Source organism: Salmonella enterica subsp. arizonae (genome assembly GCF_008692845.1).
Taxonomy (GTDB): Bacteria; Pseudomonadota; Gammaproteobacteria; order Enterobacterales; family Enterobacteriaceae; genus Salmonella; species Salmonella arizonae.
The window spans coordinates 701,701-726,581 of record NZ_VXJW01000001.1 but is presented as its reverse complement, the minus strand read 5'-3'; the positions used below and the strand labels follow the sequence as shown (position 1 = coordinate 726,581).

Here is a 24,881-nt window from a genome sequence, read left to right as displayed (position 1 = left end):
AAAGCGCGTCGAATAACGCGCTTTTTTTACGCCTGAGCGTGTGGTTGCGTAATACGTAAACCGCTCACTACCGCCGCGAGAGTGGCCAGGCCCCCCGCTGCGACCAGCGAGAGGTGCGTACCGCTATCGCCAGACTGGTTCAACATCAGCGCCACCAGCGCAGCGCCAGTACTTTGACCTAACAGTCGCGCCGTGCCCAGCATCCCGCTGGCGCCTCCGCTGCGTTTACGCGGTGCGGAAGTCATAATAGTGTGATTATTTGGTGACTGGAACAGGCCAAACCCTGCGCCGCACAGAAGCATCGGCCAGATAATATTTAGATCGGAGGGAGAGGCGGGCAGCATAATCAGAGCGAACAGTCCGGCTGCCATTATCACCATTCCCAGAGCCCCCAGCAAACCGGCATGAAAACGATCTATCAGGTATCCGGCCAGCGGCGCCATCACCATTGTTGCCAGCGGCCAGGGCGTCAACAGCAGGCCGGTTTCTACTTCGCTACGGCCCAGCACGGTTTGCAGATAAAAAGGCAGCGAGACCATAGCCAACATTTGCGCGCAGAACGAGCAAATTGATGTGCCGATCGAGAGTGAAAAGAGCGGAATGCGTAACAAGTCGATGGGTAACAAGGGGACGGGCAAAGAAAGCTGGCGGTGAACAAAGAAAAAACCGACAACGAACAGGACGAGCAGCTCTGCGCCAATCAATGTTAGTGACTGTCCCTGAGCAAAGCCGCTCAACGCGGTAATCAGCAGGCCGAATGTAAGCGCATTCATTACCGCGCTGGGTAAGTCAAAGCGAGGCTTAGCGTCATGGGCGATGTTTGCCGGTAAAAAGCGTATAGCCAGAATTAAGGCGATGATGCCTAATGGGACATTAATCAGAAACAGCCATTTCCATGATGAGATAGACAGTATCGCTGCGGCGATCGTTGGGCCAGCGGCGGAAGAGACGGCGACGGTAAAAGAGTTAATTCCCATGCCTCGTCCCAGATGACGCTGGGGGTAGATAAGACGAATTAGCGCCGTGTTTACACTCATTAGCGCCGCGCCGCCAAACCCCTGCGCGATGCGCGCCAGCGTGAGCATTTGCAGCGAGTCTGAAAGCGCGCAAAACAATGATGAAAGCAGAAATACGACTAAACCACATTTATAGACCTGGCGATAACCAAACATATCTCCTAAAAAAGACAGGGAAAGTAGTGAGACGACAATTGCGATTTGATACGCATTGACAATCCAGATAGAGCTGGCAGGGGAGGCGTGCAAATCACTAGCAATGGTTGGCAGCGCGACATTGGCGATTGCGCTATCCAGAACTGCCATCGAAATACCGATAATAATCGTCAGGATAGCGCCGTATCTCTGTGGGAGGGGCAGGCCCTCGGCCTGTTTTTTTTTCATAAGTATTTTGTAATAAGCGAGATTATGAGTTGAGTAATGATTTTAGCATCGATATTGAGGCTTTATATCGCAGATTTGTAACGAAGCAAGCAAAGATGGATTGCGGGCGACCTGGCGTGAAATTATAATAAAAAATCGTTCTGAATTTTATAAAACGCTCGTAATGAGGTGATAAATGGTAAACGCAGATCTGGATAAACGGCCTGATTCTGTATCTTCTGTACTGAAGGTTTTCGGCATTCTGCAGGCGCTGGGTGAAGAGCGTGAAACAGGAATTACTGAACTATCGCAGCGCGTTATGATGTCGAAAAGCACTGTTTATCGCTTTTTGCAAACCATGAAAACGCTTGGCTACGTGGCTCAGGAGGGGGAGTCTGAAAAATACTCTCTGACGCTAAAGTTGTTTGAGTTGGGTGCGCGAGCTTTGCAAAATGTTGATTTGATCCGCAGTGCGGACATCCAGATGCGCGAGCTTTCTCGTCTGACGAAAGAAACTATCCATCTTGGCGCTCTGGATGAAGACAGCATTGTTTATATCCATAAAATTGACTCTATGTACAATCTGCGGATGTACTCACGTATCGGTCGTCGTAATCCGCTGTACAGTACGGCCATCGGTAAAGTGCTTCTGGCCTGGCGAGATCGCGATGAGGTTAAGCAGATTCTCGACGGCGTAGAGTACAAACAAAGCACCGGACGAACCATTACCAGCACTGAAGCGTTGCTGCCACTGTTAGATAAAGTACGTGCGCAAGGTTACGGTGAAGATAACGAAGAACAGGAAGAAGGTTTACGTTGTATCGGCGTACCGGTATTCGACCGTTTTGGCGTGGTAATCGCAGGGTTAAGCATTTCGTTCCCGACGCTGCGCTTTTCAGAAGAGCGCCTACAGGAATATGTTGCTATGTTACACGCTGCCGCGCGTAAAATTTCTGAACAAATGGGTTACAACGATTATCCTTTCTAAGTAATCTTATTAGCATGACGTTAAAAAAAGCAGACGCGAAAAATGCATCTGCTTTTTTATAACATATAGTGAGATGGAATCATAAAAGAAGATAATTGCCGTCTGCTTATTTAACGGTTATTAAAATATTATTTAACGATGCTTATAAACCACAGCTAATATAGAGTAATTACCCGTGATAGTTTCGTGATGAAATTATTTGTTACCGCTTAGCTATTATCCACGACGGTAGCGCTTTTTCTGAAAATGGGACACTCCGAAAAGCCAATGATGCCGCTATTAGTATGGACATATTGTGCTGTACTGGTGCCGCGTGCCGTCAGGTAATGGCACTGCAGGCCCAGCCCCGCCGCGTTTACTTTACTTCCCACCAGTACGCCATAGCCGCTCAGCAGCAGGCCTATCCACACCAGGGCAAACAATACAATTGCGCGAATGATCAAACGCATTACTACCTCTTTTCTTTTTTAGTTAGAATAAGAGTAGCGTGTACATTGATTGAAACAAGTGAATCATTCCTAAAAACATATATTGCCGCTACAGTTACTCCTGGTTTAGGTAACTCATGATAATTTAGCGGCATAAGATGTAAGATCGGAGAGTGGAGTGAAAAAATTTCGATGGGTCGTTCTCGGCATCGTGGTGGTGGTATGTCTGTTGCTGTGGGCGCAGGTGTTTAATATCATGTGCGATCAGGATGTACAATTTTTCAGCGGTATTTGCGCCATCAATAAATTTATTCCCTGGTAAACGTTTTATACCAGAGATTTCCTTCCCGTGTAGCAGTGGTAGAATGACGTCTCTACATTGAGGTGGTGAAATGAACGATGTTTTAAACTCTGGTGCGTTTTCTCTTGCATCTTTAATAGTATCAATGGCGGTTCTGGTGGTCGGGCTCACGCTCTGGTTTTTTGTCAACCGGGCCAGTTCCCGCGCTAACGAGCAGATAGAATTGCTCGAAGCGTTATTGAATCAACAGAAGCGGCAAAACGCGTTGTTGCGCCGCCTTTGTGAAGCAAACGAACCAGAAAAAGAAGCTGAACCCGCAACAGCGGCAAGCGAACAGAGAAAGGATGAGGATATCATTCGTCTGGTTGCTGAACGATAACGCTTACAGGAGCGCAGGCGGCTCAAGATGCCACGCGCCTCGCTCACCCGTCGGATTTTGTCAGTGTTAGCGCTTGCAACTGACAATACAGTATCAACACCCTATATAATATATGGCTTTATATGAAACATAGTTTTATACCCATAACAAATGTGCATATGTCAATTTTGTGATACCGATCGTTTTCTATTAAAAGCGAAACGTTTCTCTCTCTTTTTGTTGATTGTCATCGTTTGTTCATTATTTTAAGTCATCCTGTAAAGACGAGGAATGTCGCAGGAAGCGGTATCGGAAAACCCTTTTCTATTATTTTGATTAAAAGGTGTTTTTTAGCATTGTGACAATTTATGCATTACTCAGAATAAAAAAGTGATATTAAAAATACAGCTTTTAAATGTGATTTGATGTACTGGAAGAAGGGAAGTTATTGAGCTATGGTAAAAAAGTGGCTATTCAGCAGTGACGTTGTCGGTGTGTCCGCCAGCTCGCGAGGATATATCTTCAGCAGTTTTGTTGCATAAACGTGCTGTCAATTTGTGAAGGTTCTCGTAATTTGTGCAACGGATCGAGACATGTTTAAAAATGGCTTGCCATAATTAACGTTGTATGTGATAACAGGCTTTGGGTTAAACGAGGTACAGTTCTGTTTATGTGTGGCATTTTCAGTAAAGAAGTCCTGAGTAAACACGTTGACGTTGAATACCGCTTCTCTGCCGAACCTTATATTAGTGCCTCAAGCAGTAATGTCTCAGTTTTATCTATGTTATGCCTGCGGGCAAAGAAAACACTCTAAGGAATTTTGCAAATGGCAAAGATTAAAGGTCAAGTTAAGTGGTTCAACGAGTCCAAAGGTTTTGGCTTCATTACACCGGCTGATGGCAGCAAAGATGTGTTCGTACACTTCTCCGCTATCCAGGGTAATGGCTTCAAAACTCTGGCTGAAGGCCAGAACGTTGAGTTCGAAATTCAGGATGGCCAGAAAGGTCCGGCTGCTGTTAACGTAACCGCTATCTGATCGACACCACTGATTTGATGCGGTTTGTCGCGTCAGCCTCAGATATAAAGCCTCGCTAAAAAGCGGGGCTTTTTAATTCAATATCCTTCAAAATGTGTCTGAATGCGCTCTCGTTAGCGATTTGTTGCAAAGGCGCGATGTTATTAGCATTGTTTTTTCTGGTTTTTCCTGTCGTTTCCCGTTAAATCAATCACCTGAAAAATGATTCGGCTGGAGATCAGGTGAAAAAGAAAAGCGGCGGTGATACCCGTAATTTTACCCCCATACGTTTTGCGCTACTTTGCACTGCCATTCTGCTCAGTATGGCATTGCTGTTAGGGCGGGTAGCATGGTTGCAAATTGTTACGCCGTCGAAACTGGTGAAACAAGAAGATATGCGCTCGCTTCGTGAAGTGACCACGGCCTCTCCACGCGGCATGATCACCGACAGAGAGGGGCGACCCTTAGCGGTAAGCGTTCCGGTTAATGCTGTCTGGGCCGATCCTAAGACCATTATAAGCAAAGGCGGGGTTGGCTACAATCAGCGCTGGCAGGCGTTGGCCAGCGCGCTACATCTGTCGCTCAGTACGCTTGCTGAACGGGTAAACAGCAACCCGGCAGGCCGTTTCATTTACCTCGCGCGCCAGGTTTCACCTCAGCAAGCCGAATGGATAGATAAACTGAATCTACCGGGCATTAATCTGCGGGAAGAGTCTCGCCGTTTTTACCCCGCCGGTCATGTAGCGGCCAATTTGATAGGCTTTACCAATATCGATGGGCAGGGGATAGAAGGTGTTGAAAAGAGCTTTAACGCGCAACTGACAGGAAAGCCGGGCTCCCGACTGGTGCGTAAAGATAAATTTGGCCATGTTATTGAGAACATTACGGAAGTGAATCCGGTTCCTGCTCATGAACTTCAGCTTAGCATTGATGAACGTCTGCAAACGGTTACCGAAGATGCGCTGGATAACGCTGTAATCTGGAACAAAGCGGAATCCGGCGCTGCCGTATTGATTAACATCCCAACGGGTGAAATTCTCTCAATGGCGAGTTACCCGGATTTCAACCCAAACAATCGTGAGGGCGCGCAACTGGACGATTTTCGTAACCGCGCTATCAGCGACACCTTTGAACCCGGCTCTACCGTTAAGCCACTGGTCATTATGACGGCGTTGCAGCAAGGCATCGTACAACCGGACAGCGTTATTGATACTCATCCCTTTATTCTTGATGGGCACCGTATTCGCGACGTCGGTTACTACCCGGAACTGACATTAACCGGTATTTTGCAAAAATCCAGCGATACCGGCGTTTCTCACCTTTCACTGGCGATGCCGGTGCAGAAATTAATGGATACCTATAAAAGCTTTGGTTTCGGCCTGCCTACCGGCCTTGGTTTAACCGGAGAGAGTAGTGGATTATTACCGAAACGCCGTTACTGGAGTGATCTGGATCGCGCCTCCTTCGCCTTTGGATACGGATTAATGGTGACGCCGCTTCAACTGGCGCATGTTTATGCCACGATTGGCAGCTTTGGTATTTATCGTCCGTTATCGATCACAAAAGTTGATCCGCCCGTGATCGGCACGCGTGTGATGTCGGAAGAGTTGGTGCACGAGGTGGAACATATGATGGAGAGCGTGGCGTTGCCTGGCGGCGGTGGAACAAAAGCCGCAGTTAGAGATTACCGGATTGCGGTTAAAACCGGGACGGCGAAAAAAATTGGCGATGATGGCAAATACGTTGATAAGTACGTGGCATACACCGCAGGCGTTGCGCCGGCAAGCAACCCCAGATTTGCCTTGGTGGTGGTGATTAATAATCCGCAAAATGGGGCTTATTATGGCGGCGCGGTATCTGCGCCCGTATTCAGCCAGATAATGGGCGATGTGTTGCGGCTGGAAAATGTTGAGCCAGACGGTATGCCAGCCGATTCGGACCACCTTCTGGTGATGCATGGCAATCACGTTTCGGTTCCGGGCTTGTAAAGGATTTTCCCTGGGCGCAATTCGCGTTACACTTGCGCCCTTTAGCGTCCCCAGCCCGGAGTTGTCATGTCCTTTACCTGCCCGCTTTGTCATCAGCCTCTTACGCAGAGTAATAACAGTTTTGTGTGTCCACTGCGGCATCAGTTTGATGTGGCGAAAGAGGGATATATCAATCTGCTGCCGGTACAGCATAAACGTTCACGCGATCCGGGCGACAGCGCAGAAATGATGCAGGCAAGGAGAGCGTTTCTTGATGCAGGCCATTATCAGCCGCTACGCGATGCTGTGATTAATCTGTTGCGCGGGCGGCTGGATAAATCGGCCACAGCGATTCTGGATATCGGCTGTGGCGAGGGATATTACACCCATGCTTTTGCAGATGCGTTGCCGGAAATAACCACGTTTGGACTGGACGTTGCTAAAACGGCGATCAAAGCGGCGGCGAAGCGCTATTCGCAGGTGAAGTTTTGCGTGGCGTCAAGCTATCGGCTGCCCTTTGCCGATGCGTCAATGGATGCGGTGATCAGAATCTACGCCCCGTGTAAGGCGCAGGAGTTGGCGCGCGTGGTAAAACCTGGTGGTTGGGTCGTTACCGCCAGGCCGGGGCCGCATCATCTGATGGAACTAAAAGGGCTCATTTACGATGAGGTGCGTCTACATGCGCCGCATACCGAGCAGCTCGACGGATTCTCATTGCAGCAGAGTACCCGCCTTGCTTATCACATGCAGCTTAACGCTGAAGAAGCCGTGGCACTGTTGCAAATGACGCCATTCGCCTGGCGCGCCAGGCCGGAAGTGTGGGAACAATTGGCCGCCAGCGTCGGGTTTAGCTGCCAGACGGATTTCAACCTTCATCTCTGGCAGCGTGACAGTTAACCGTGAAAATGCGTCCAGAGGATCTGGACGCCAATCCCTACTAGTACTACCCCGCCGAGAATTTCAGCACGCTTACCCAGCATCGGGCCGATAAAGCGCCCGATCATCATTCCGAGGGTGGACATGATAAGCGTGGCGCAACCGATAGCCAATGCGGTAGCGATGATGTTCACCTGCAAAAACGCCAGACCGACGCCAACCGCCATCGCATCGAGGCTGGTTGCGATAGCCGTCGTGACTAATAGCCAAAAGCTGTGGCGACGTAGCGGTGTGTCATCTTCATCACTACCGCCGCGAATACCTTCGATGATCATGCGTCCGCCCAAAAAGATCAGCAGAATAAAGGCTATCCAGTGGTTCCATTCCAGAACAAATTTACTCGCCAGCATCCCCAGTCCCCAGCCGATCAGCGGAGTCAGCGTTTCAACCGCGCCGAAGATAAAGCCGGTACGCAACGCTTCTGAGAATTTGGGTTTATGCAGGGTGGCGCCTTTGCCAATTGATGCCGCGAAAGCATCCATCGACATGCCGAAAGCGAGAAAAACAGTAGCAGTAAAGTGCATGACAGCGTCCAGACCGGGGTATCCATTAAACACATCACCGCCCCCAGCGAACATGCATATCGCCATTCTGTGGCGAGATACACAGCAGTAGATGCGTCTATGGTCTCGCCTGACCAGCGATAGCTGGCCCGTACGCGCCACGTTTTGCAACGAGTATGTTGACGCGTACATTTCCGGAGTCTGGAAATCGGCTACTCCCCAATTGACGGCGCAACATTAACATATTTTTAGAATATAAAACAACAGTAATAAAATATTAATTTTTCGTCAATTGAAAACGATTTTCATTTATATTTATTCATCAATAAAACGTTAACTTAAATAACAACTGGTCAATAGAAAGTATAGCCTTAGCTATATTATGATTCGAAACGAAATTAGAAAATATAGTTAAAGCTATACCTTAACTTATTGAGTAGCAATAAGAAATTTATATATTTTTTCCAGATCGTCGATATTCCTCACACGGATAAGCAAGCGTCTTTGTTCTAATTGCATCACCAGTACGCCATCTTCCGATAAATTCATCTCTTTAATACGGCTATATTCTATCCAGACATTGGCGAAGAAAAAGCCATGTTGTTTAAAGATGATTCGCGGCGTGCGGATCCAGAATATATAAAAACCCATTAACGCCAGCGAGCTTAATAACCATGTCGTCATCTGCGCGCCGTGACTGGTCACGTTGTTATAGATAAGAATGGCGACCAGTCCAACGAAGATAACGCTGTCTACGCGGCTACGGCGAAGCAGGGCTATAGAAAGTAGGGTGGGGCCATTGCGACGGGGCATGATGAACTGATCGTAGAGAGCATAAGCCAGTAACGCGGCAATAAAGAGAATCAGCACCAGATCCGTGATAGTCATTTATCCTCCAGAAAAATAAAAAAACGGGGCCGTTTGGCCCCGGTAGTGTACAACAGCCTTACTGGCCCAGCAGCCCTACGGCGTAGCCGGCGATGCCGATGACGAAGAAGCCCACGATAATCCACAGCGGGTTAACTTTCTTACGCAGCAGCCACATACAGGCAAAGGTCAACAGTAGCGGGACCAGACCCGGCATCAGTTGATCGAGAATAGTTTGGACGGTGGTAACGCGTGTCTGGCCATCCTGACCGGTGATGGTGGATACTACCAGTGGAATATTCACATGCGTCCACTTATTAACCAACGCCCCCATGACAAACAGGCCGAGAATTGACGCCCCCTCAGTCAGTTTTTGCAGGAAGCCGCCACCCATATCTTTCACAATATCGACGCCTTTGCGGTAGCCATAAGCCACGCCGTAATAACGCGTAGCCAGGCGCACCAGGTTAAACAGGATGAAAAACAGCAGTGGACCAAGCAGGCTGCCGCTCATCGCAATACCTGCGCCCAGCGCCGCAAATACCGGACGAACGGTACCCCAGAAGATAGGGTCGCCGACGCCCGCCAACGGTCCCATCAGCCCTACTTTGATACCGTTGATGGCGCCATCGTCAATTTCCGCGCCGTTCGCACGCTTTTCTTCCATTGCCAGCGTCACGCCCAGTACCGGCGCCGCAACGTAAGGATGAGTGTTAAAGAACTCCAGGTGACGCTTAATCGCCTGTTTACGCGCGTCATTATTCTCCGGATACAGGCGACGAATCGCCGGCACCATAGAGAAGCAGAAGCCCAGCGCCTGCATACGTTCGAAGTTCCATGACCCCTGGAACAGGTTAGAACGAAGGAATACGCCGCGAATATCGCTCGGAGTGAGTTTTTTCTCGGTGGTAGTTTTAGTCATATCAACCATTTCGCTCACCTGTTAGTCCAGTTCGTTATCAAGATCGTTAGTGCCAGCAGCCTGAGCAGGCGCGCCCGTTACACGGTTGTATTTTGGGCTCAGCTGGATGTAAAGAATAGCCATCACTGCGCCGATGACACCCAGCGCGACCAGGTTGAAGTTGGTGAAAGCCGCAGTGACGAAACCGAGGTAGAAGAACGGCATCAGGTAGCCTGCGCGCATCATGTTGATAACCATCGCATAACCCACTACGACGATCATGCCGCCGGCGATGTTCAGACCGCCCGTGACGACTTCAGGAATTGCATTCAGCATACCCTGTACTTCACTGGTGCCTACGGAGATAGCAACGATAACCGCCGGGATAGCGATACGCATCGCCTGCAGGAACAGAGAAGAAACGTGTAGCCAGGAGAGCGCCGTCAGGTTGCCGTTTTCGGCCGCCTTGTCCGCCGCGTGCTGGAATGCCACGGTGATGGTACGTACGATAATGGTCAGTACCTGGCCTGCCGCCGCCAACGGAATCGCCAGCGCGATACCCGCGCCGATGCTTTGGTGCCCGGCGATAACCAGCACGGTAGAGATGATGGACGCCAGCGCGGCATCAGGCGCAACGGCGGCGCCGATGTTCATCCAGCCCAGTGCGATCATTTCCAGAGTACCGCCGATGATAATACCGGTTTTCATGTCCCCCAGAACGGCGCCGATTAAGGTACAGGCGATCAGCGGACGGTGGAACTGAAATTCATCAAGTACCGACTCCATACCCGCGATACATGCGACGATGAACACCAGCACAATCTGAAGAGTGGTAATCTCCATTGTACTTCTCCTATTGCTATCTTAAGTGTGAAAGCTAATTAAATGCCGGGCGGTTATTTCGCTACTTTGGCAATTAAATCCATCATTTTCAGTTTCGGATCGGTGGAAACTTTACGCACCTCAAGCTCGATGCCGCGCTCGTTGAGCTTTTTAAAGGCCTCGATATCCTTTTCATCGACGGAAACGGCGTTGTTCACCTGCGTTTTACCCTGACGATAGGCCATACCGCCAATGTTCACGGAAGTGACTTTCACGCCGCCTTCAACGATGCGCTCGACGTCGGTAGGATTGGTAAACAGAAGCATCACGCGTTCGCCGGCGTATTTCGGGTTGTTGTAAACGCGAATCATCTTCGCAACATCAACCACATGCGCCGTAACGCCCGGCGGCGCAACCTGCGTCAGCAGCGTTTTACGCACGGTATCCGCCGCAACTTCATCGCTCACGACAATAATACGGCTAACATTGGTCTCTTTGGTCCAACGGGTAGCGACCTGACCATGAATGAGACGGTCATCGATACGGGCAAGTCCGATAATCATATAATCATTCGGCCCCATCGGTTTTGCCGGCGCGGCAGCTTTTGGCGCGGCGACTGGCGCTGACGCGGCTTTTTCTACCGGTTTCGCTTTCAGCGCTTTTACGCCTTCGCGACCGGTTTCTACCGCCAGCGCCACCAGCTCGTCAAAGCTCGGATCGTCGTCGCGGGCCATAAACGTTTCGACCAGCATCGGGATGTTGACACCGGCAATAACTTCATAACGCTCTTTATCGACGACAATGCGGCTGGCAGCGTTAAATGGACTGCCTCCCCAAGTATCAACGAGAAATAGCACGCCCTTACTGGTATTGAGTTTAGCCAACTGAGCGTTGTACTTTTCGATCAGCGTTTCGGCATTTTCGCCTGGAACGAAATCGATCCAGCCGACGTTTTCCTGCTCGCCTAACAGCATTTCAGTTGTTTTAAGTAACTGCTCCGCAGCCCAACCATGTGTGCCTATAACAATAGCAATGGTCACTTGCTACCTCCTTTATTATTGTCAACACATCGACTTGACAGATGTATTTTTGAATCGCCGTCCGCAATCGAATCGATTCAGATCAGGGGTACAACGAAAAACGCATGATTTTCGTGAATTATTTTAGATATCGAAAAAAATATTTTGTGTGATGGAGATCCGTAATTTTGTTTTCGATAATGAGAAATTTCGAAGTGTAAAATATTCCGGTTACATCTCTTTGCAAAGGAAGGTAAATCTTTGCCAAAAAAGAGTTGCCTCTGTTATGTTTAGCTTCCGTTTAATTAGAATGGGGTATAGGGCAGCAGCCCGTTGTATGGATCGTCACCGACGTCATTTCACTTTTTGGCCTTTTTGCGCCTGTCAATCTGGCATACCTTGCCATAATCTTACTTTGTTTATCGCGTTACCGCCTGCATCCTTTGAGATGTTGTGGGCACCGTTTAGTCATTCCTTAAGCAGGAGATTGCCATGGAATTATTAATGGATCCCTCAATTTTGGCGGGTTTACTCACGCTTGTCGTCCTGGAAATTGTACTGGGAATCGATAACCTGGTGTTTATCGCGATCCTGGCCGACAAACTGCCGCCAAAGCAGCGTGACAAAGCGCGCCTGATCGGGCTCTCGCTGGCGCTGATTATGCGTCTGGCGCTGCTGTCGATTATTTCGTGGATGGTGACTTTAACAAAGCCGCTCTTTACCGTCTGGGATTTTACCTTCTCCGGTCGCGATTTAATTATGCTACTAGGCGGGATATTCCTGCTGTTTAAAGCAACCACCGAGCTGCATGAACGTCTGGAAAACCGCGAACATGACGCCGGACACGGTAAAGGTTATGCGAGCTTCTGGGTCGTGGTCACGCAGATTGTTATCCTGGATGCGGTCTTCTCGCTGGACGCCGTGATTACGGCGGTAGGCATGGTGAACCATCTGCCGGTGATGATGGCGGCGGTAGTGATTGCGATGGCGATGATGCTACTGGCGTCAAAACCGCTGACCCGTTTTGTCAACCAGCATCCGACGGTGGTGGTGCTCTGTCTGAGCTTCCTGCTGATGATCGGCTTGAGTCTGGTTGCGGAAGGGTTTGGTTTCCATATTCCGAAAGGCTACCTGTACGCGGCGATTGGTTTCTCAATCATTATTGAAGTGTTTAACCAGATTGCGCGCCGTAACTTTATCCGTCATCAGTCCACGTTACCGCTGCGCGCGCGTACTGCGGACGCTATCCTGCGTCTGATGGGCGGTAAACGCCAGGCGAATACGCAGCATGAAACGGATAGCCCGGCCGCGATGCCGGTGCCGGAAGGCGCCTTCGCCGAAGAAGAACGCTATATGATTAACGGCGTACTGACGTTGGCGTCGCGCTCCCTGCGCAGCATTATGACGCCGAGAGGCGAAATTAGTTGGGTGGATGCGAATCTCAGCGTAGCTGAAATCCGTCAGCAGTTGCTCTCTTCTCCGCATAGTCTATTCCCGATATGTCGGGGTGAGCTGGATGAAATTATCGGTATCGTTCGGGCGAAAGAGTTACTGGTAGCGCTGGAAGAGGGCGCGGATGTTGCTGCTATCGCCGCGTCTTCCCCGGCGATAGTAGTGCCGGAGACGCTTGATCCTATCAATTTGCTAGGCGTTCTGCGCCGCGCGCGCGGCAGTTTTGTTATCGTCACTAACGAGTTCGGCGTGGTACAGGGGCTGGTTACGCCGTTGGATGTTCTGGAAGCGATTGCCGGTGAATTCCCGGATGCCGATGAAACGCCGGAAATCGTTGCCGATGCCGGGGGGTGGGTAGTGAAGGGCGGCACTGATCTCCATGCGCTACAGCAGGCGCTGGACGTTGACCATCTGGTGAACGAAGAGGGCGATATTGCGACGGTCGCCGGCTTAGTGATTGCCGCTAAAGGTCATATTCCGCGTGTGGGTGACGTCATTGACGTTCCGCCGCTGCGGATCACCATTGTCGAAGCTAATGACTATCGTGTCGATCTGGTTCGGATTGTTAAAGAACAGCCTGCTCACGACGAAGAGGAATAATAGCCTCTAATGCAGAGGATTGCTTTGGCCTATAGATGAGGCATAGCGGGCATAATTTGTCCGTTATGCCGGGCGGGCGGCGGAGGGCTGCCCGCCAGCCACTGCGGGAATTCGCTAATTGGCATAGGCTTCGCATAGAGATATCCCTGCAACATTTGAACGCCGTGCTGGCGCAAATATTGTGCCTGCGCCTGGTTTTCAACGCCCTCCGCAACCAGTTCAATATTCAGTCTTTGTCCCAGCGCGATAATAATATCGGTCACGGTGGAATTTACCGCATCGGTGCCGATGGCGGCGGTAAAGGATTTATCAATTTTCAAAATATCCGGACGTAGCTTTTCCAGCCAGGAGAGCGAGCTGTTTCCTGTGCCAAAATCATCAATGGCTAACTTCACGCCTTTACGATGCAGCTCGCGCATCAGGCGGTAGTCAACGTCAAGCAACGCGTCGCGTTCCGTGAGCTCCAGCACCAGTTGCTGAACAGGTTCCGCACTAAACCAGTACTGATTCAGATCCCTTAGGAGCACGCCGTGTCGGAAATGGCTTGCCGCAACATTGATGCCGACATGAAACTGGTGACTTATGGGGAGGTAGTGCCGTTGTCGAATGGTTTCTGCAATCACATAGCGGGTGAGCGGGGCTATCAGGTTATGTTCTTCGGCGATAGGAATAAAAACATCCGGTGAGATCCAGCCCTGGCGCGGGTTGTTCCAGCGTAACAGAATCTCAACGCCGGTACATTGCTGCGTGCGGGCATTAAGCAACGGCTGGCAAAAAAGCTCAAACTCCCGTTCGGCGAGAGCCAGATTAATCTCCCAGGAAAAGCTCATTCTACTGGCTGTCGCCAGCCAGGCGATATAACCGATCAACAGACTCAGCAATACGGCCAGCGGTAACTGCGTCGGCAGATGTTTAAACGCCAGTTTGCCTGCCGATGGCCCGGTGACGCTGATAGTAAAAGGGAAGTGCTGCGATGAGCGCTGGTAACGCTCTTCATTTTTTAATTCCGGAAGATTATCGACCACGCCCCGACCATATAATAGGTGCCGTTTGCCAACCGTCAGACTGGCGCTGGTAATCTGCGGCTGCTGCGGCTCAAGTAGCATGGTCGTCAGCAAGTCGATATTCACAATTTCCATCACGCCATCCTGGCCATTGGCAGAAGCCGGATACCACTGAATGAGGATTGGACTTCCCTTCAGTAACGATTGATCTGTGGAAAGCAGCAATAGATCGCCGGCTGCGGGGAGAGCAGGCTGAAGCTGGCGGATGGGAATGTTACGGGCGCCAAAGACGCTGGAGCAGTAGAGAATGCCTTCTTTCACCAGCCCGATAGAACGAATGGTTTGCAGGCGGGCGGCTTGTTTCCGCAACGGCAGATGCGCGGTAGCGCACGGAAGCTCAAGCAATGGTAGCAGAACGTTTCGTCCGACCTGGAGGGGATGCAAAACATTATCCAGCGCATCAACGGCATGACTGGCGAACGCAACCGTGCGATGGTGATTTAAGTTCCGCTCCGAAATAAATCGGATGCTCAACGTAAGAATGAGCGTGGTCAGTGCACAAATCGTGCAAACAATGAAACGATTACGGCGATAATGATTAATGATCCGTTGTGCTGTTTGCATGCAGGCCGCCCAATAAGCGTTGGCGACAAAAGCCAACCGCGACACAGCAAGTGTAGTGGGGAAACGTGGAGTCGACGAGCAAGAGGCAAAAAATTTCGCCCATCCGTAGCAGATGGGCGAAGGGAGGGAATTAACGCAAGAAATGGCGTTTAATCACACTGGACTTTAATGGCAAGCCCGCCGCGCGAAGTTTCACGGTATTTTGCGTTCATATCTTTTCCGGTCTCGTACATCGTTTCGATGACTTTATCCAATGAGACGCGCGGCGCGCTGGTTCGACGCATAGCCATACGCGCTGCGTTGATCGCTTTAACCGAGGCAATGGCGTTACGCTCAATACACGGCACCTGAACCTGGCCGGCAACCGGGTCGCAGGTCAGTCCCAGGTTATGCTCCATGCCGATTTCAGCGGCAACGCAAACCTGTTCCGGGCTGGCGCCCAGCAGTTCAGCAAGGCCTGCTGCTGCCATCGAACAGGCGACGCCGACTTCGCCCTGACAGCCGACCTCCGCGCCGGAAATAGACGCGTTCATCTTATACAGTGCGCCAATAGCGCCTGCCGCCAGGAAGTAGCGTGTGTAAATATCCGGACTGACAGACTCAATAAAATGGTCGTAGTAAGCCAGTACCGCAGGAACGATGCCACATGCGCCGTTGGTGGGCGCCGTCACGACGCGGCCGCCCGCCGCGTTCTCTTCGTTCACCGCCAGAGCAAACATGTTCACCCAGTCAATGACGTTCATCGGATCGTTGGAAAGCTTATCGCTGGAAACCAGCATACGACGCAGCGCAGAGGCGCGACGCGGTACGCGCAGCGGCCCTGGCAGCACGCCTTCGGTATTCATACCGCGATCAATACAGGCCTGCATGGTCTGCCAGACGTGACCGAAATACTCTTCAATCTCTTTCTTGCTATGCAGCGCCAGTTCGTTTTGCATCACCATGCCGGAGAGTGAAAGGCCGGTACTGCTGCAATACTCCAGCATTTCTTTCGCCGATTTAAACGGATAAGGTACAGTAACCTCATTCGTCGCTTCCTGGCCGAAATGCGCTTCATCAACGATAAAGCCGCCGCCGATGGAATAGTACGTCTGGCTATAAATGACCGTGTCGTTATGCCAGGCGTGGATCTGCATCCCGTTTTCATGCAGCGGCAAATTGCCGTTGTGAAAACTCATTCCGTCATCTTTCGGGAAATCGACTTCGTGACGTCCCTGGGCCAGTAACAGACGCTCGCGCGTTTCGACGTCACGAATAAAACCGGGGATACTATCAATATCCACGGTAGCGGGTTCATTACCCGCCAGACCCATAATAATGGCGATATCGGTATGGTGACCTTTCCCCGTCAGCGACAGCGAGCCGTAGACATCGACAGCGACGCGGGTAACGTTATCCAGTAATCCTTTTTCGACCAGGTCATCGACGAACTGTTTACCGGCCTTCATCGGGCCAACAGTGTGGGAAGAGGAGGGACCAATCCCTACCTTAAACATGTCGAATAGGCTAATCACGATAATACTCCTGACAGGGCAACCGGGGCTTCCGGTTACGATGTTATAACTGCGCATAGTGTAAGAGGGAACGCTGGCATCAGCTTAACTATTCACATGAATTAAACTAATGAATAACCGCGTTTTTACTAATATTGCGACAGTAATCTCAAGTCGTGTCTTGCGCGCGTAAAGTTAAGTATATACACGTCAACCTTCAGGAGGTATCTGGTTGGCTGGGTTCGCTTAGCCGAATGGAATGATGTGGTGTATAGTCAGGGCTTCACGCCGATTTGCAGCGCCAACTCACGAATGATGCTAGCGGTCATGCCCCAGACGAAATAATGTTCATACCAGGAGAGCCATACGCGGTGCGAATTACCGCGACGGTAAACATCGATCGGATGATATCGACCCAGATGCAACGCTTGCGCCAGCGGCATTTCAAAGACCGCAGATACTTCGTCTTCACTTGCGCGCCAAGGGAGGTCTGACGGAATAATGCCGACCACTGGCGTTACCTGAAAACCGGTCACGCTGTCTATCGGCGGTAAAACGCCAATCACTTCCACGGCCTCCGGCGGGATGGCGACTTCCTCCTGCGCTTCGCGAAGCGCGGCGGCGATAAGCGAAGCATCAGAACTGTCCACAGCGCCGCCGGGAAAGGCGACCTGTCCGGCGTGTTTGCGCAAATGAACAGCGCGCTGGGTTAAGAGTAGCCCCGGCTGGGGGCGGCGAACCACAGGGATCAGTACGGCGGCCTGACGTTGATTTAACGTTTCATGAGTAATCTGCGGGCGCAAAAGCTGAAAGCGCGATAAGAAATGATCAAGCGTCAGACGGCTGGTATCCACGTATTAATTCTCCAGTGGGTGCAGGATACGATTAACTTTATCAAAGGTTTCCTGATATTCCGCTTCTTCCTTGCTATCGGCCACGATACCGCCTCCGGCTGAGCAGTAGAGTTGGCCCTGCGTCGCTGTGACGGTGCGGATGGTAATACTGGTATCCATGTTGCCGCAGAAACTCAGATAACCAATGCTGCCGCACCAGGCGTTGCGTCGCTGCGGCTCCAGCTCGTCGATAATTTCCATTGCCCGTACTTTAGGCGCGCCGGTAATGGAGCCGCCGGGAAAGGCGGCGCGCAGCAGGTCGGTGGCATGAAGCGAGTCCGGTAAGCGGGCGGTAATGGTGCTGACCAGATGGTGAACGCCAGGAAATGGTTCGACGACGAACAGTTCCGGCACCTTCACCGAGCCCGGTACGGCGACCCGGCCAATGTCGTTACGCATCAAATCGACGATCATTAAATTTTCGGCGCGATCTTTCGTTGAGTTAGCCAGTTTTTGCGCTTGCTGGCGATCCGCCTGCGGATCGTTAAGTCGTGGCAGCGTACCTTTGATCGGGCGCGTCTGGATATGGCCGTTTTCCAGTTGGATAAAACGCTCGGGAGAAAGACTCAATATGACGCCATCATGCAGACGAAGAAAGGCGCTAAACGGGGCGCGATTTGCACGGTTAAGGCGTTCGAAAGCCTGCCACTCATCACCCTCGTAGCCCGCCTGAAAACGCTGGGAAAGGTTGACCTGATAGCAGTCGCCGCTGTGCAGCCAGGCCTGTACCTGACGAAACCTTTCGCCGTACTCGCAACGCGTCATATTGGATTGCCAGGCCGAGGTAAGCGTAAAAGGCGTCCGGGTTGGCGCGCGCTGGCGGGTGAGCCAGCGATATCGGGCGTCGGCATCGTGATAGCTTATCAGCGATACCACCTGTTTTTGGTGATCGACAATCAGCGCCCAGTCGTAAATGCCAATCGCCATATCTGGTACAGCGATATCGTGCGCGGCAGTATCGGGCAGAGTTTCGAAACGCCGCCCCAGATCGTAACCAAACAGACCCAGCGCGCCCCCCTGAAAGGGTAAGTCAGGATCGGGCCGAGGATGAAAAGGCAGTTTCTCCAGTTGTGTTTGCAAAACCCGTAACGGATCGTCGAGAGTGACGGTGGTCGCGCCCGCAGTACAAACTGTGGTTTCCTGCGCGCGCGTGGTCAGCATTGTGACAGGATCGGCGACCAGAATATCAAAACGATTATACGGATGAATGGCATTACCGGAATGCAGCAGCATCGCCCAGGGCAAATGATTTACGGGCGCAAAATAGTGTTCGGCGGCGTCCGGACGCCAAGGTAAGGTGATAACAGTGGGAGATAACGTCTTCATCATTCCTGACTCGTTACAACACTACTGGCTTACCGCCAGGTAGCGTGAAATAATTAGCGCTAACAATTTAGCAGGAGTTAATCATGTTTGCAGGTTTACCTTCACTCAGTCATGAACAACAGCAAAAAGCCGTAGAACGTATCCAGGAATTGATGTCGCAGGGTATGAGCAGCGGGGAGGCGATTGCTCAGGTGGCGGGCGAACTTCGCGCCAACCATACCGGCGAGCGGATAGTGGCGCGTTTTGAGGATGAAGATGAATAACCGGCTTATACCGCCGCGACAATCTTAATCTCAACTTTATATTTTGGATTCATCAACCCGGCCTGTACGGTACAGCGTACCGGCGCATGGCCTGCGACGACCCACGCATCCCACGCCTTATTCATGGCGGCAAAATCCGCTTTATCGCTCAGAAAAATAGTGGCATCCAGAATACGTGACTTACTGGAGCCCTGTTTTTCCAGCACCGCATCAATCTGCGCCAGAGTATTAGCCGTTTGCCCGAAAGCATCGGCGTCCAGGTTTTCCGGCACGCCGGTATACCAAAGGGTATTATTGTGGATCACCACGTCTGACCAACGATCTTCGGCATCAATACGCACGATAGTCATTATTTATTCCTCATTTGTTTTCCATTTGAATGGCGCAAGACTGCCATAATGTGGCGCCGCAGTCACCTCTGCAACTGGCGTAAGCCTCTTCACCCTGACATAATCCCTGTGCAAATTAACAGGGGGCAGTGTGACGGACGATTTTGCAGCAGATGGCCAACTGGCCCAAGCGATAACCGGTTTTAAACCGCGCGAACCACAGCGACAAATGGCGGTTGCCGTGACACAAGCGATTGAAAATGCGCAGCCTCTGGTTGTTGAAGCTGGCACCGGAACCGGGAAGACCTATGCTTACCTCGCTCCGGCGTTGCGCGCCGGGAAAAAAGTCATTATTTCAACCGGGTCGAAAGCGTTGCAGGATCAACTCTACAGCCGCGATCTGCCGACGGTAGCAAAAGCGTTGGCGTTTACCGGTAAGACGGCCCTGTTGAAAGGACGTTCAAACTATCTCTGTCTGGAGAGGCTGGAACAACAAGCGCTGGCGGGCGGCGATTTACCGGTACAAACGTTAAGCGACGTGATATTACTGCGTTCCTGGTCCAACCAGACGCTGGATGGCGATATCAGCACCTGCGTCAGCGTAGCGGAGGATTCCCAGGCCTGGCCGCTGGTCACCAGTACCAACGACAACTGCCTTGGCGGCGATTGTCCGCTCTACAAAGAGTGCTTTGTGGTAAAAGCGCGTAAAAAGGCGATGGATGCGGATGTGGTGATTGTTAACCACCATCTTTTTCTTGCGGATATGGTGGTTAAAGAGAGTGGATTTGGCGAACTTATCCCTCAGGCCGAAGTGATGATCTTCGATGAAGCCCACCAATTGCCTGACATTGCCAGTCAGTATTTCGGACAATCGCTCTCCAGCCGTCAGTTACTGGATTTAGCAAAAGACATCACCATCGCCTACCGGACGGAACTGAAAGACACCCAACAGTTGCAAAAATGCGCCGATCGCCTTGCCCAGAGCGCGCAGGATTTTCGTCTGCAACTGGGGGAGCCCGGCTACCGGGGAAATTTGCGTGAACTGTTAGCCGACCCACGTATCCAACGGGCATTTTTACTGCTGGATGATACGCTGGAGCTTTGTTACGACGTGGCAAAACTGTCGCTGGGCCGTTCGGCGCTGCTGGATGCGGCTTTTGAACGCGCCACGCTGTACCGTTCACGGCTGAAACGCTTAAAAGAGATCAATCAGCCGGGATACAGCTACTGGTATGAGTGCACCTCGCGCCACTTCACCCTGGCGCTGACGCCGCTCACCGTGGCGGACAAATTCAAAGAGGTGATGGAGCAGAAGCCCGGTAGCTGGATTTTTACCTCAGCCACGCTGTCGGTGAATGATGATCTCCGCCATTTTACGGCGCGTCTGGGGATTGAACAGTCAGAGTCTATGCTGCTACCCAGTCCATTCGACTATACGCGCCAGGCGTTACTCTGCGTACCGCGTAACCTGCCGCAAACCAACCAGCCCGGCGCGGCGCGACAGTTGGCGGCGATGCTAAGGCCGATTATCGAAGCCAATAACGGGCGATGTTTTATGCTATGCACCTCGCATGCCATGATGCGCGATCTGGCGGAGCAGTTTCGCGCCACTATGACGCTGCCGGTATTGTTACAAGGGGAAACCAGTAAAGGACAACTGTTGCAGCAGTTTGTTAGCGCGGGCAACGCGCTGCTCGTCGCCACCAGTAGCTTCTGGGAAGGGGTGGACGTGCGCGGCGATACCTTATCTTTGGTAATTATCGACAAATTGCCGTTTACCTCCCCGGATGATCCGCTGTTAAAAGCGCGAATGGAAGACTGTCGTCTGCGCGGCGGCGATCCGTTTGACGAGGTTCAGTTGCCCGATGCGGTGATTACGCTGAAGCAGGGCGTGGGGCGGCTGATTCGCGATGCGGACGATCGTGGGGTGTTAGTCATTTGTGATAACCGGCTGGTGATGCGGCCCTATGGCGCCACGTTTCTCGCCAGCCTGCCGCCTGCGCCGCGCACGCGTGATATCGCCCGTGCGGTTCGCTTTCTCTCGATTCCATCTGCCGGGTAATTTGTTACGGAGTATGGTAAGATGCGCGCTATTTTATTGATCTAAGCACGAAACCCCATGCGAATTCTGGCTATCGATACCGCCACAGAGGCCTGTTCTGTCGCCCTGTGGAACAACGGTACTATTAATGCTCACTTTGAGCTTTGTCCACGAGAACATACTCAACGTATCCTGCCGATGGTGCAGGAGATTCTGGCCGCCAGCGGCGCATTGCTCAATGAGATAGATGCGCTGGCGTTTGGGCGCGGCCCAGGCAGCTTTACCGGCGTTCGTATTGGCATTGGTATTGCGCAAGGGCTGGCGCTAGGGGCAAATCTGCCGATGATCGGTGTTTCGACGCTTGCCACGATGGCTCAGGGCGCGTGGCGTAAAACCGGCGCGACCCGCGTACTCGCCGCAATTGACGCGCGCATGGGCGAAGTGTACTGGGCGGAATACCAGCGCAATGCGCAGGGCGTCTGGCTGGGCGAAGAGACGGAAGCGGTACTGAAACCGGAACAGGTCGGTGAGCGGTTGGAACAACTATCCGGTCAGTGGGCGACGGTAGGAACGGGCTGGTCCGCATGGCCCGATCTGGCGCAGGGTTGCGGTCTGTCGCTTTACGATGGGGAGGTGTCGCTCCCGGCGGCTGAAGATATGTTGCCCATCGCCAGCCAGAAACTGGCGGCAGGGGAGACCGTTGCCGTGGAACATGCCGAGCCGGTTTATTTGCGTAACGAAGTGGCGTGGAAGAAACTTCCCGGCAAAGAATGACTCTCACTATTATTACCCCTCATACTTTATGCTGTAGGGTGGAATAAGACGTCAAAAAAAGGAGTCGCATCATGGCGGTTCAAAAACGGTTAATAAAAGGGGCGCTGGCGTGCGCTTTTGCGCTTATGCTGAGCGGTTGCGCGACTATTCCGGATGCTATTAAAGGTTCGAGTCCGACGCCACAACAGGATTTGGTGCGTGTCATGAATGCGCCGCAACTCTATATTGGGCAAGAGGCGCGTTTCGGCGGCAAAGTCGTGGCAGTACAAAATCAGCAGGGAAAAACCCGGCTTGAAATCGCTACCGTACCGCTCGACAGCGGCGCGCGTCCTGTGCTGGGCGAAGCCTCGCGCGGCAGAATTTTTGCGGATGTGAACGGTTTTCTGGACCCGGTAGACTTCCGTGGTCAGCTAGTTACCGTTGTCGGCCCGATAACCGGAACGGTTGATGGTAAAATCGGCAATACGCCGTATAAATTTATGCTGATGCAGGCTACCGGCTACAAACGCTGGCATCTTGTTCAGCAGGTCGTCATGCCTCCACAGCCGATTGATCCGTGGTTTTACGGCGGACGCGCCTGGCCTTATGGCTATGGCGGTTGGGGATGGTATAACCCTGGACCCGCAGAGGTTCAAACGATAGTAACAGAGTAACTTTTTGTTTTATCAGTAAAAGAAACAGCGGCTGGTCCGCTGTTTCTGCATTCATAGAGACATAATAAAAATAAATAGTGACGCGCTTCGCAACCTTTCAGTTGCATAATTAATAAACTGGTACGCTGAGTTAATATAATGTTAACGAATTGTTTATTGACTGGGGTTGTGATGACGACGAACACTCATTTTAGAGGTGATGCATTGAAGAAGGTTTGGCTTAACCGTTATCCCGCTGATGTTCCGGCGGAGATCAACCCTGACCGTTATCAATCCCTGGTTGAACTGTTTGAACATGCGGCGACGCGCTATGCCGATCAGCCTGCGTTCGTCAATATGGGGGAGGTGATGACCTTCCGTAAATTGGAAGAACGTAGCCGGGCATTTGCGGCTTATTTACAACAAGGGCTGGGGCTAAAAAAAGGCGATCGTGTTGCGCTGATGATGCCAAATCTGTTGCAGTATCCCGTCGCGTTATTTGGTATTTTACGCGCTGGCATGATTGTGGTGAATGTTAACCCACTTTATACGCCGCGCGAACTTGAGCATCAGCTTAACGATAGCGGCGCGGCGGCAATCGTTATTGTTTCTAACTTTGCCCATACGCTGGAAAAAGTGGTCGAAAAAACGTCGGTACAGCACGTTATTCTGACGCGGATGGGCGACCAGCTTTCTACTGCCAAAGGTACAGTTGTTAACTTTGTCGTGAAATACATCAAGCGTCTGGTGCCGAAATACCATTTGCCAGACGCGATCTCGTTTCGCAGCGCGTTACAGCATGGTTATCGTATGCAGTACGTAAAACCGGAGGTTGTCGCCGAAGATCTGGCTTTTCTGCAATATACCGGCGGTACGACGGGGGTGGCGAAAGGCGCGATGCTGACCCACCGCAATATGCTGGCGAATCTGGAGCAGGTGAAAGCGACCTATGGGCCGTTGCTTCACCAAGGGAAAGAGCTGGTGGTGACCGCGCTGCCGCTGTATCACATTTTTGCCTTAACCATGAACTGCCTGCTTTTTATCGAGCTGGGCGGGCAAAACCTGCTGATTACCAATCCGCGTGATATCCCCGGCCTGGTCAAGGAGCTGGCAAAATATCCATTTACGGCGATGACTGGCGTTAATACGCTATTCAACGCCTTGCTCAATAATAAAGAGTTTCAGCAGCTGGATTTTTCTTCGCTGCATCTGTCAGCCGGCGGCGGGATGCCGGTGCAAAACGCCGTTGCGGAACGTTGGGTAAAACTGACCGGGCAATACCTGCTGGAAGGGTATGGGCTGACCGAGTGCGCCCCGCTGGTGAGCGTCAACCCGCATGATATTGATTATCACAGCGGCAGTATCGGCCTGCCGGTACCGTCAACAGAAGCCAAACTGGTGGATGACGATGATAATGACGTCGCGCCGGGTGAGGCTGGAGAGCTTTGCGTGAAAGGCCCGCAGGTTATGCTGGGATACTGGCAGCGTCCTGACGCGACGGATGATATCATTAAAGATGGCTGGCTGCATACGGGCGATATTGCGGTTATGGATGAGGAAGGCTTTCTGCGGATTGTCGATCGTAAGAAAGATATGATTCTGGTTTCAGGTTTCAACGTCTATCCAAACGAAATTGAAGATGTGGTGATGCAACATTCTGGCGTGCAGGAGGTGGCGGCGGTTGGCGTGCCTTCCGGTAGTAGCGGCGAAGCGGTGAAGCTTTTTGTGGTTAAGAAAGATCCCGCATTGACTGACGAGGCGTTGATCACCTTCTGCCGTCGCCATCTGACCGGATATAAAGTGCCCAAACAGGTGGAGTTTCGCGAGGAATTGCCAAAATCTAACGTTGGGAAAATTTTACGACGAGAACTGCGTGACGAAGCCCGTGGCAAAGTAGACAATAAAGCCTGAGCGTTAAGTCAGCTAACGAGAGACGCCGGTTAAGCCGGCGTTTTTTTTGGCGCGA

At 51.7% G+C, this 24,881-nt stretch carries 26 protein-coding genes and 1 riboswitch; of the genes, 14 read left to right on the top strand and 12 right to left on the bottom strand.

Annotated features, from left to right (window positions below):
* Positions 1-26: 26 nt before the first annotated feature.
* Positions 27-1,400, bottom strand: a complete 1,374-nt coding sequence (locus tag F4V61_RS03770; RefSeq protein ID WP_080161189.1) for an MFS transporter — start codon at positions 1,398-1,400, stop codon at positions 27-29.
* Between the two features lie 175 nt (positions 1,401-1,575).
* On the opposite strand from F4V61_RS03770, the gene kdgR reads away from it, so the two are divergent.
* Positions 1,576-2,367 carry a DNA-binding transcriptional regulator KdgR gene (gene kdgR, locus F4V61_RS03765; RefSeq protein ID WP_038395823.1) on the top strand — a complete coding sequence of 264 codons (792 nt, stop codon included), beginning with the start codon at positions 1,576-1,578 and terminating at the stop codon, positions 2,365-2,367.
* Between the two features lie 209 nt (positions 2,368-2,576).
* Here the strand turns inward: kdgR and F4V61_RS03760 are convergent, their stop codons facing one another.
* Entirely contained in the window at positions 2,577-2,816 is a 240-nt protein-coding gene (locus F4V61_RS03760; protein WP_001236774.1) for a YobH family protein, read from the bottom strand.
* Positions 2,817-2,973: 157 nt separating this feature from the next.
* On the opposite strand from F4V61_RS03760, the gene mgrB reads away from it, so the two are divergent.
* The 6 genes from mgrB (at position 2,974) to rlmA (ending at position 7,333) form a co-directional block, all read left to right on the top strand.
* Positions 2,974-3,117, top strand: a complete 144-nt coding sequence (gene mgrB / locus F4V61_RS03755; RefSeq protein WP_000714547.1) for a PhoP/PhoQ regulator MgrB — start codon at positions 2,974-2,976, stop codon at positions 3,115-3,117.
* 70 nt (positions 3,118-3,187) lie between these two features.
* Positions 3,188-3,475: a YebO family protein gene (locus F4V61_RS03750; protein WP_001000658.1), complete on the top strand. Its 288-nt coding sequence runs from the start codon at positions 3,188-3,190 to the stop codon at positions 3,473-3,475.
* Between the two features lie 649 nt (positions 3,476-4,124).
* Positions 4,125-4,268: a DUF2627 domain-containing protein gene (locus F4V61_RS03740; protein ID WP_001537930.1), complete on the top strand. Its 144-nt coding sequence runs from the start codon at positions 4,125-4,127 to the stop codon at positions 4,266-4,268.
* 12 nt (positions 4,269-4,280) lie between these two features.
* Positions 4,281-4,490 carry a transcription antiterminator/RNA stability regulator CspE gene (gene cspE, locus F4V61_RS03735; RefSeq protein ID WP_001062678.1) on the top strand — a complete coding sequence of 70 codons (210 nt, stop codon included), beginning with the start codon at positions 4,281-4,283 and terminating at the stop codon, positions 4,488-4,490.
* Positions 4,491-4,711: 221 nt separating this feature from the next.
* The gene (ftsI, locus tag F4V61_RS03730; RefSeq protein ID WP_080161188.1) at positions 4,712-6,457 is read left to right on the top strand and encodes a peptidoglycan glycosyltransferase FtsI; all 1,746 of its coding nucleotides are present in this window, start codon (positions 4,712-4,714) and stop codon (positions 6,455-6,457) included.
* 66 nt (positions 6,458-6,523) lie between these two features.
* Complete coding sequence (gene rlmA / locus F4V61_RS03725; protein WP_058345187.1) at positions 6,524-7,333, top strand: 23S rRNA (guanine(745)-N(1))-methyltransferase; 810 nt, start codon at positions 6,524-6,526, stop codon at positions 7,331-7,333.
* Here rlmA and mntP read toward each other — a convergent pair.
* From mntP to manX, 5 genes are all read right to left on the bottom strand, one after another.
* On the bottom strand, positions 7,330-7,896 hold the full coding sequence (gene mntP / locus F4V61_RS03720) for a manganese efflux pump MntP (protein WP_141024213.1): 567 nt from the start codon (positions 7,894-7,896) through the stop codon (positions 7,330-7,332). The two genes, rlmA and mntP, sit on opposite strands and share 4 nt — an antisense overlap.
* 6 nt (positions 7,897-7,902) lie before the next feature.
* Positions 7,903-8,109, bottom strand: a riboswitch (yybP-ykoY riboswitch).
* A 195-nt stretch (positions 8,110-8,304) separates the two neighbouring features.
* Positions 8,305-8,763, bottom strand: a complete 459-nt coding sequence (locus F4V61_RS03715) for a DUF986 family protein (protein ID WP_079829390.1) — start codon at positions 8,761-8,763, stop codon at positions 8,305-8,307.
* A 58-nt stretch (positions 8,764-8,821) separates the two neighbouring features.
* Entirely contained in the window at positions 8,822-9,673 is an 852-nt protein-coding gene (locus tag F4V61_RS03710) for a PTS mannose transporter subunit IID (protein WP_015702906.1), read from the bottom strand.
* Positions 9,674-9,685: 12 nt separating this feature from the next.
* Entirely contained in the window at positions 9,686-10,486 is an 801-nt protein-coding gene (locus F4V61_RS03705) for a PTS mannose/fructose/sorbose transporter subunit IIC (protein WP_038395834.1), read from the bottom strand.
* Positions 10,487-10,539: 53 nt separating this feature from the next.
* Positions 10,540-11,505 carry a PTS mannose transporter subunit IIAB gene (gene manX / locus F4V61_RS03700; RefSeq protein ID WP_000150556.1) on the bottom strand — a complete coding sequence of 322 codons (966 nt, stop codon included), beginning with the start codon at positions 11,503-11,505 and terminating at the stop codon, positions 10,540-10,542.
* A 151-nt stretch (positions 11,506-11,656) separates the two neighbouring features.
* On the opposite strand from manX, the gene F4V61_RS22745 reads away from it, so the two are divergent.
* The gene (locus F4V61_RS22745; protein WP_416378263.1) at positions 11,657-11,989 is read left to right on the top strand and encodes a protein YoaL; all 333 of its coding nucleotides are present in this window, start codon (positions 11,657-11,659) and stop codon (positions 11,987-11,989) included.
* On the top strand, positions 11,977-13,536 hold the full coding sequence (yoaE, locus tag F4V61_RS03695) for a CNNM family cation transport protein YoaE (protein WP_079799121.1): 1,560 nt from the start codon (positions 11,977-11,979) through the stop codon (positions 13,534-13,536). Before F4V61_RS22745 ends, yoaE begins: the two co-directional genes overlap by 13 nt.
* Before the next feature lie 29 nt (positions 13,537-13,565).
* On the opposite strand, the gene F4V61_RS03690 is transcribed toward yoaE, so the two are convergent.
* The 4 genes from F4V61_RS03690 to pabB all read right to left on the bottom strand — a co-directional run bounded on the left by F4V61_RS03690 (position 13,566) and on the right by pabB (position 18,879).
* A complete protein-coding gene (locus tag F4V61_RS03690) occupies positions 13,566-15,164 on the bottom strand; it encodes an EAL domain-containing protein (RefSeq protein ID WP_080161187.1) in 1,599 nt (532 codons plus the stop codon).
* A gap of 149 nt (positions 15,165-15,313) precedes the next feature.
* On the bottom strand, positions 15,314-16,678 hold the full coding sequence (sdaA, locus tag F4V61_RS03685; protein WP_080161186.1) for an L-serine ammonia-lyase: 1,365 nt from the start codon (positions 16,676-16,678) through the stop codon (positions 15,314-15,316).
* A 254-nt stretch (positions 16,679-16,932) separates the two neighbouring features.
* The gene (locus tag F4V61_RS03680; RefSeq protein ID WP_000381533.1) at positions 16,933-17,511 is read right to left on the bottom strand and encodes a CoA pyrophosphatase; all 579 of its coding nucleotides are present in this window, start codon (positions 17,509-17,511) and stop codon (positions 16,933-16,935) included.
* A 3-nt stretch (positions 17,512-17,514) separates the two neighbouring features.
* Positions 17,515-18,879 (bottom strand): aminodeoxychorismate synthase component 1, encoded by a 1,365-nt coding sequence (gene pabB, locus F4V61_RS03675; protein WP_080161185.1) that lies wholly within the window; start codon positions 18,877-18,879, stop codon positions 17,515-17,517.
* Positions 18,880-18,959: 80 nt separating this feature from the next.
* Here pabB and F4V61_RS03670 point away from each other — a divergent pair, with 80 nt between their 5' ends.
* Complete coding sequence (locus tag F4V61_RS03670) at positions 18,960-19,139, top strand: YoaH family protein (protein WP_000457328.1); 180 nt, start codon at positions 18,960-18,962, stop codon at positions 19,137-19,139.
* Positions 19,140-19,144: 5 nt separating this feature from the next.
* Here F4V61_RS03670 and F4V61_RS03665 read toward each other — a convergent pair whose 3' ends face one another.
* On the bottom strand, positions 19,145-19,489 hold the full coding sequence (locus tag F4V61_RS03665; RefSeq protein ID WP_000158031.1) for a RidA family protein: 345 nt from the start codon (positions 19,487-19,489) through the stop codon (positions 19,145-19,147).
* Positions 19,490-19,619: 130 nt separating this feature from the next.
* On the opposite strand from F4V61_RS03665, the gene F4V61_RS03660 reads away from it, so the two are divergent.
* From F4V61_RS03660 to fadD, 4 genes are all read left to right on the top strand, one after another.
* Complete coding sequence (locus tag F4V61_RS03660) at positions 19,620-21,530, top strand: ATP-dependent DNA helicase (RefSeq protein WP_079781124.1); 1,911 nt, start codon at positions 19,620-19,622, stop codon at positions 21,528-21,530.
* A gap of 57 nt (positions 21,531-21,587) precedes the next feature.
* Positions 21,588-22,283 carry a tRNA (adenosine(37)-N6)-threonylcarbamoyltransferase complex dimerization subunit type 1 TsaB gene (gene tsaB / locus F4V61_RS03655; protein ID WP_001221010.1) on the top strand — a complete coding sequence of 232 codons (696 nt, stop codon included), beginning with the start codon at positions 21,588-21,590 and terminating at the stop codon, positions 22,281-22,283.
* A 71-nt stretch (positions 22,284-22,354) separates the two neighbouring features.
* Positions 22,355-22,936, top strand: a complete 582-nt coding sequence (locus F4V61_RS03650) for a Slp family lipoprotein (protein ID WP_000290588.1) — start codon at positions 22,355-22,357, stop codon at positions 22,934-22,936.
* Between the two features lie 204 nt (positions 22,937-23,140).
* Positions 23,141-24,826 carry a long-chain-fatty-acid--CoA ligase FadD gene (gene fadD / locus F4V61_RS03645; RefSeq protein ID WP_038397763.1) on the top strand — a complete coding sequence of 562 codons (1,686 nt, stop codon included), beginning with the start codon at positions 23,141-23,143 and terminating at the stop codon, positions 24,824-24,826.
* Positions 24,827-24,881 lie beyond the last annotated feature (55 nt).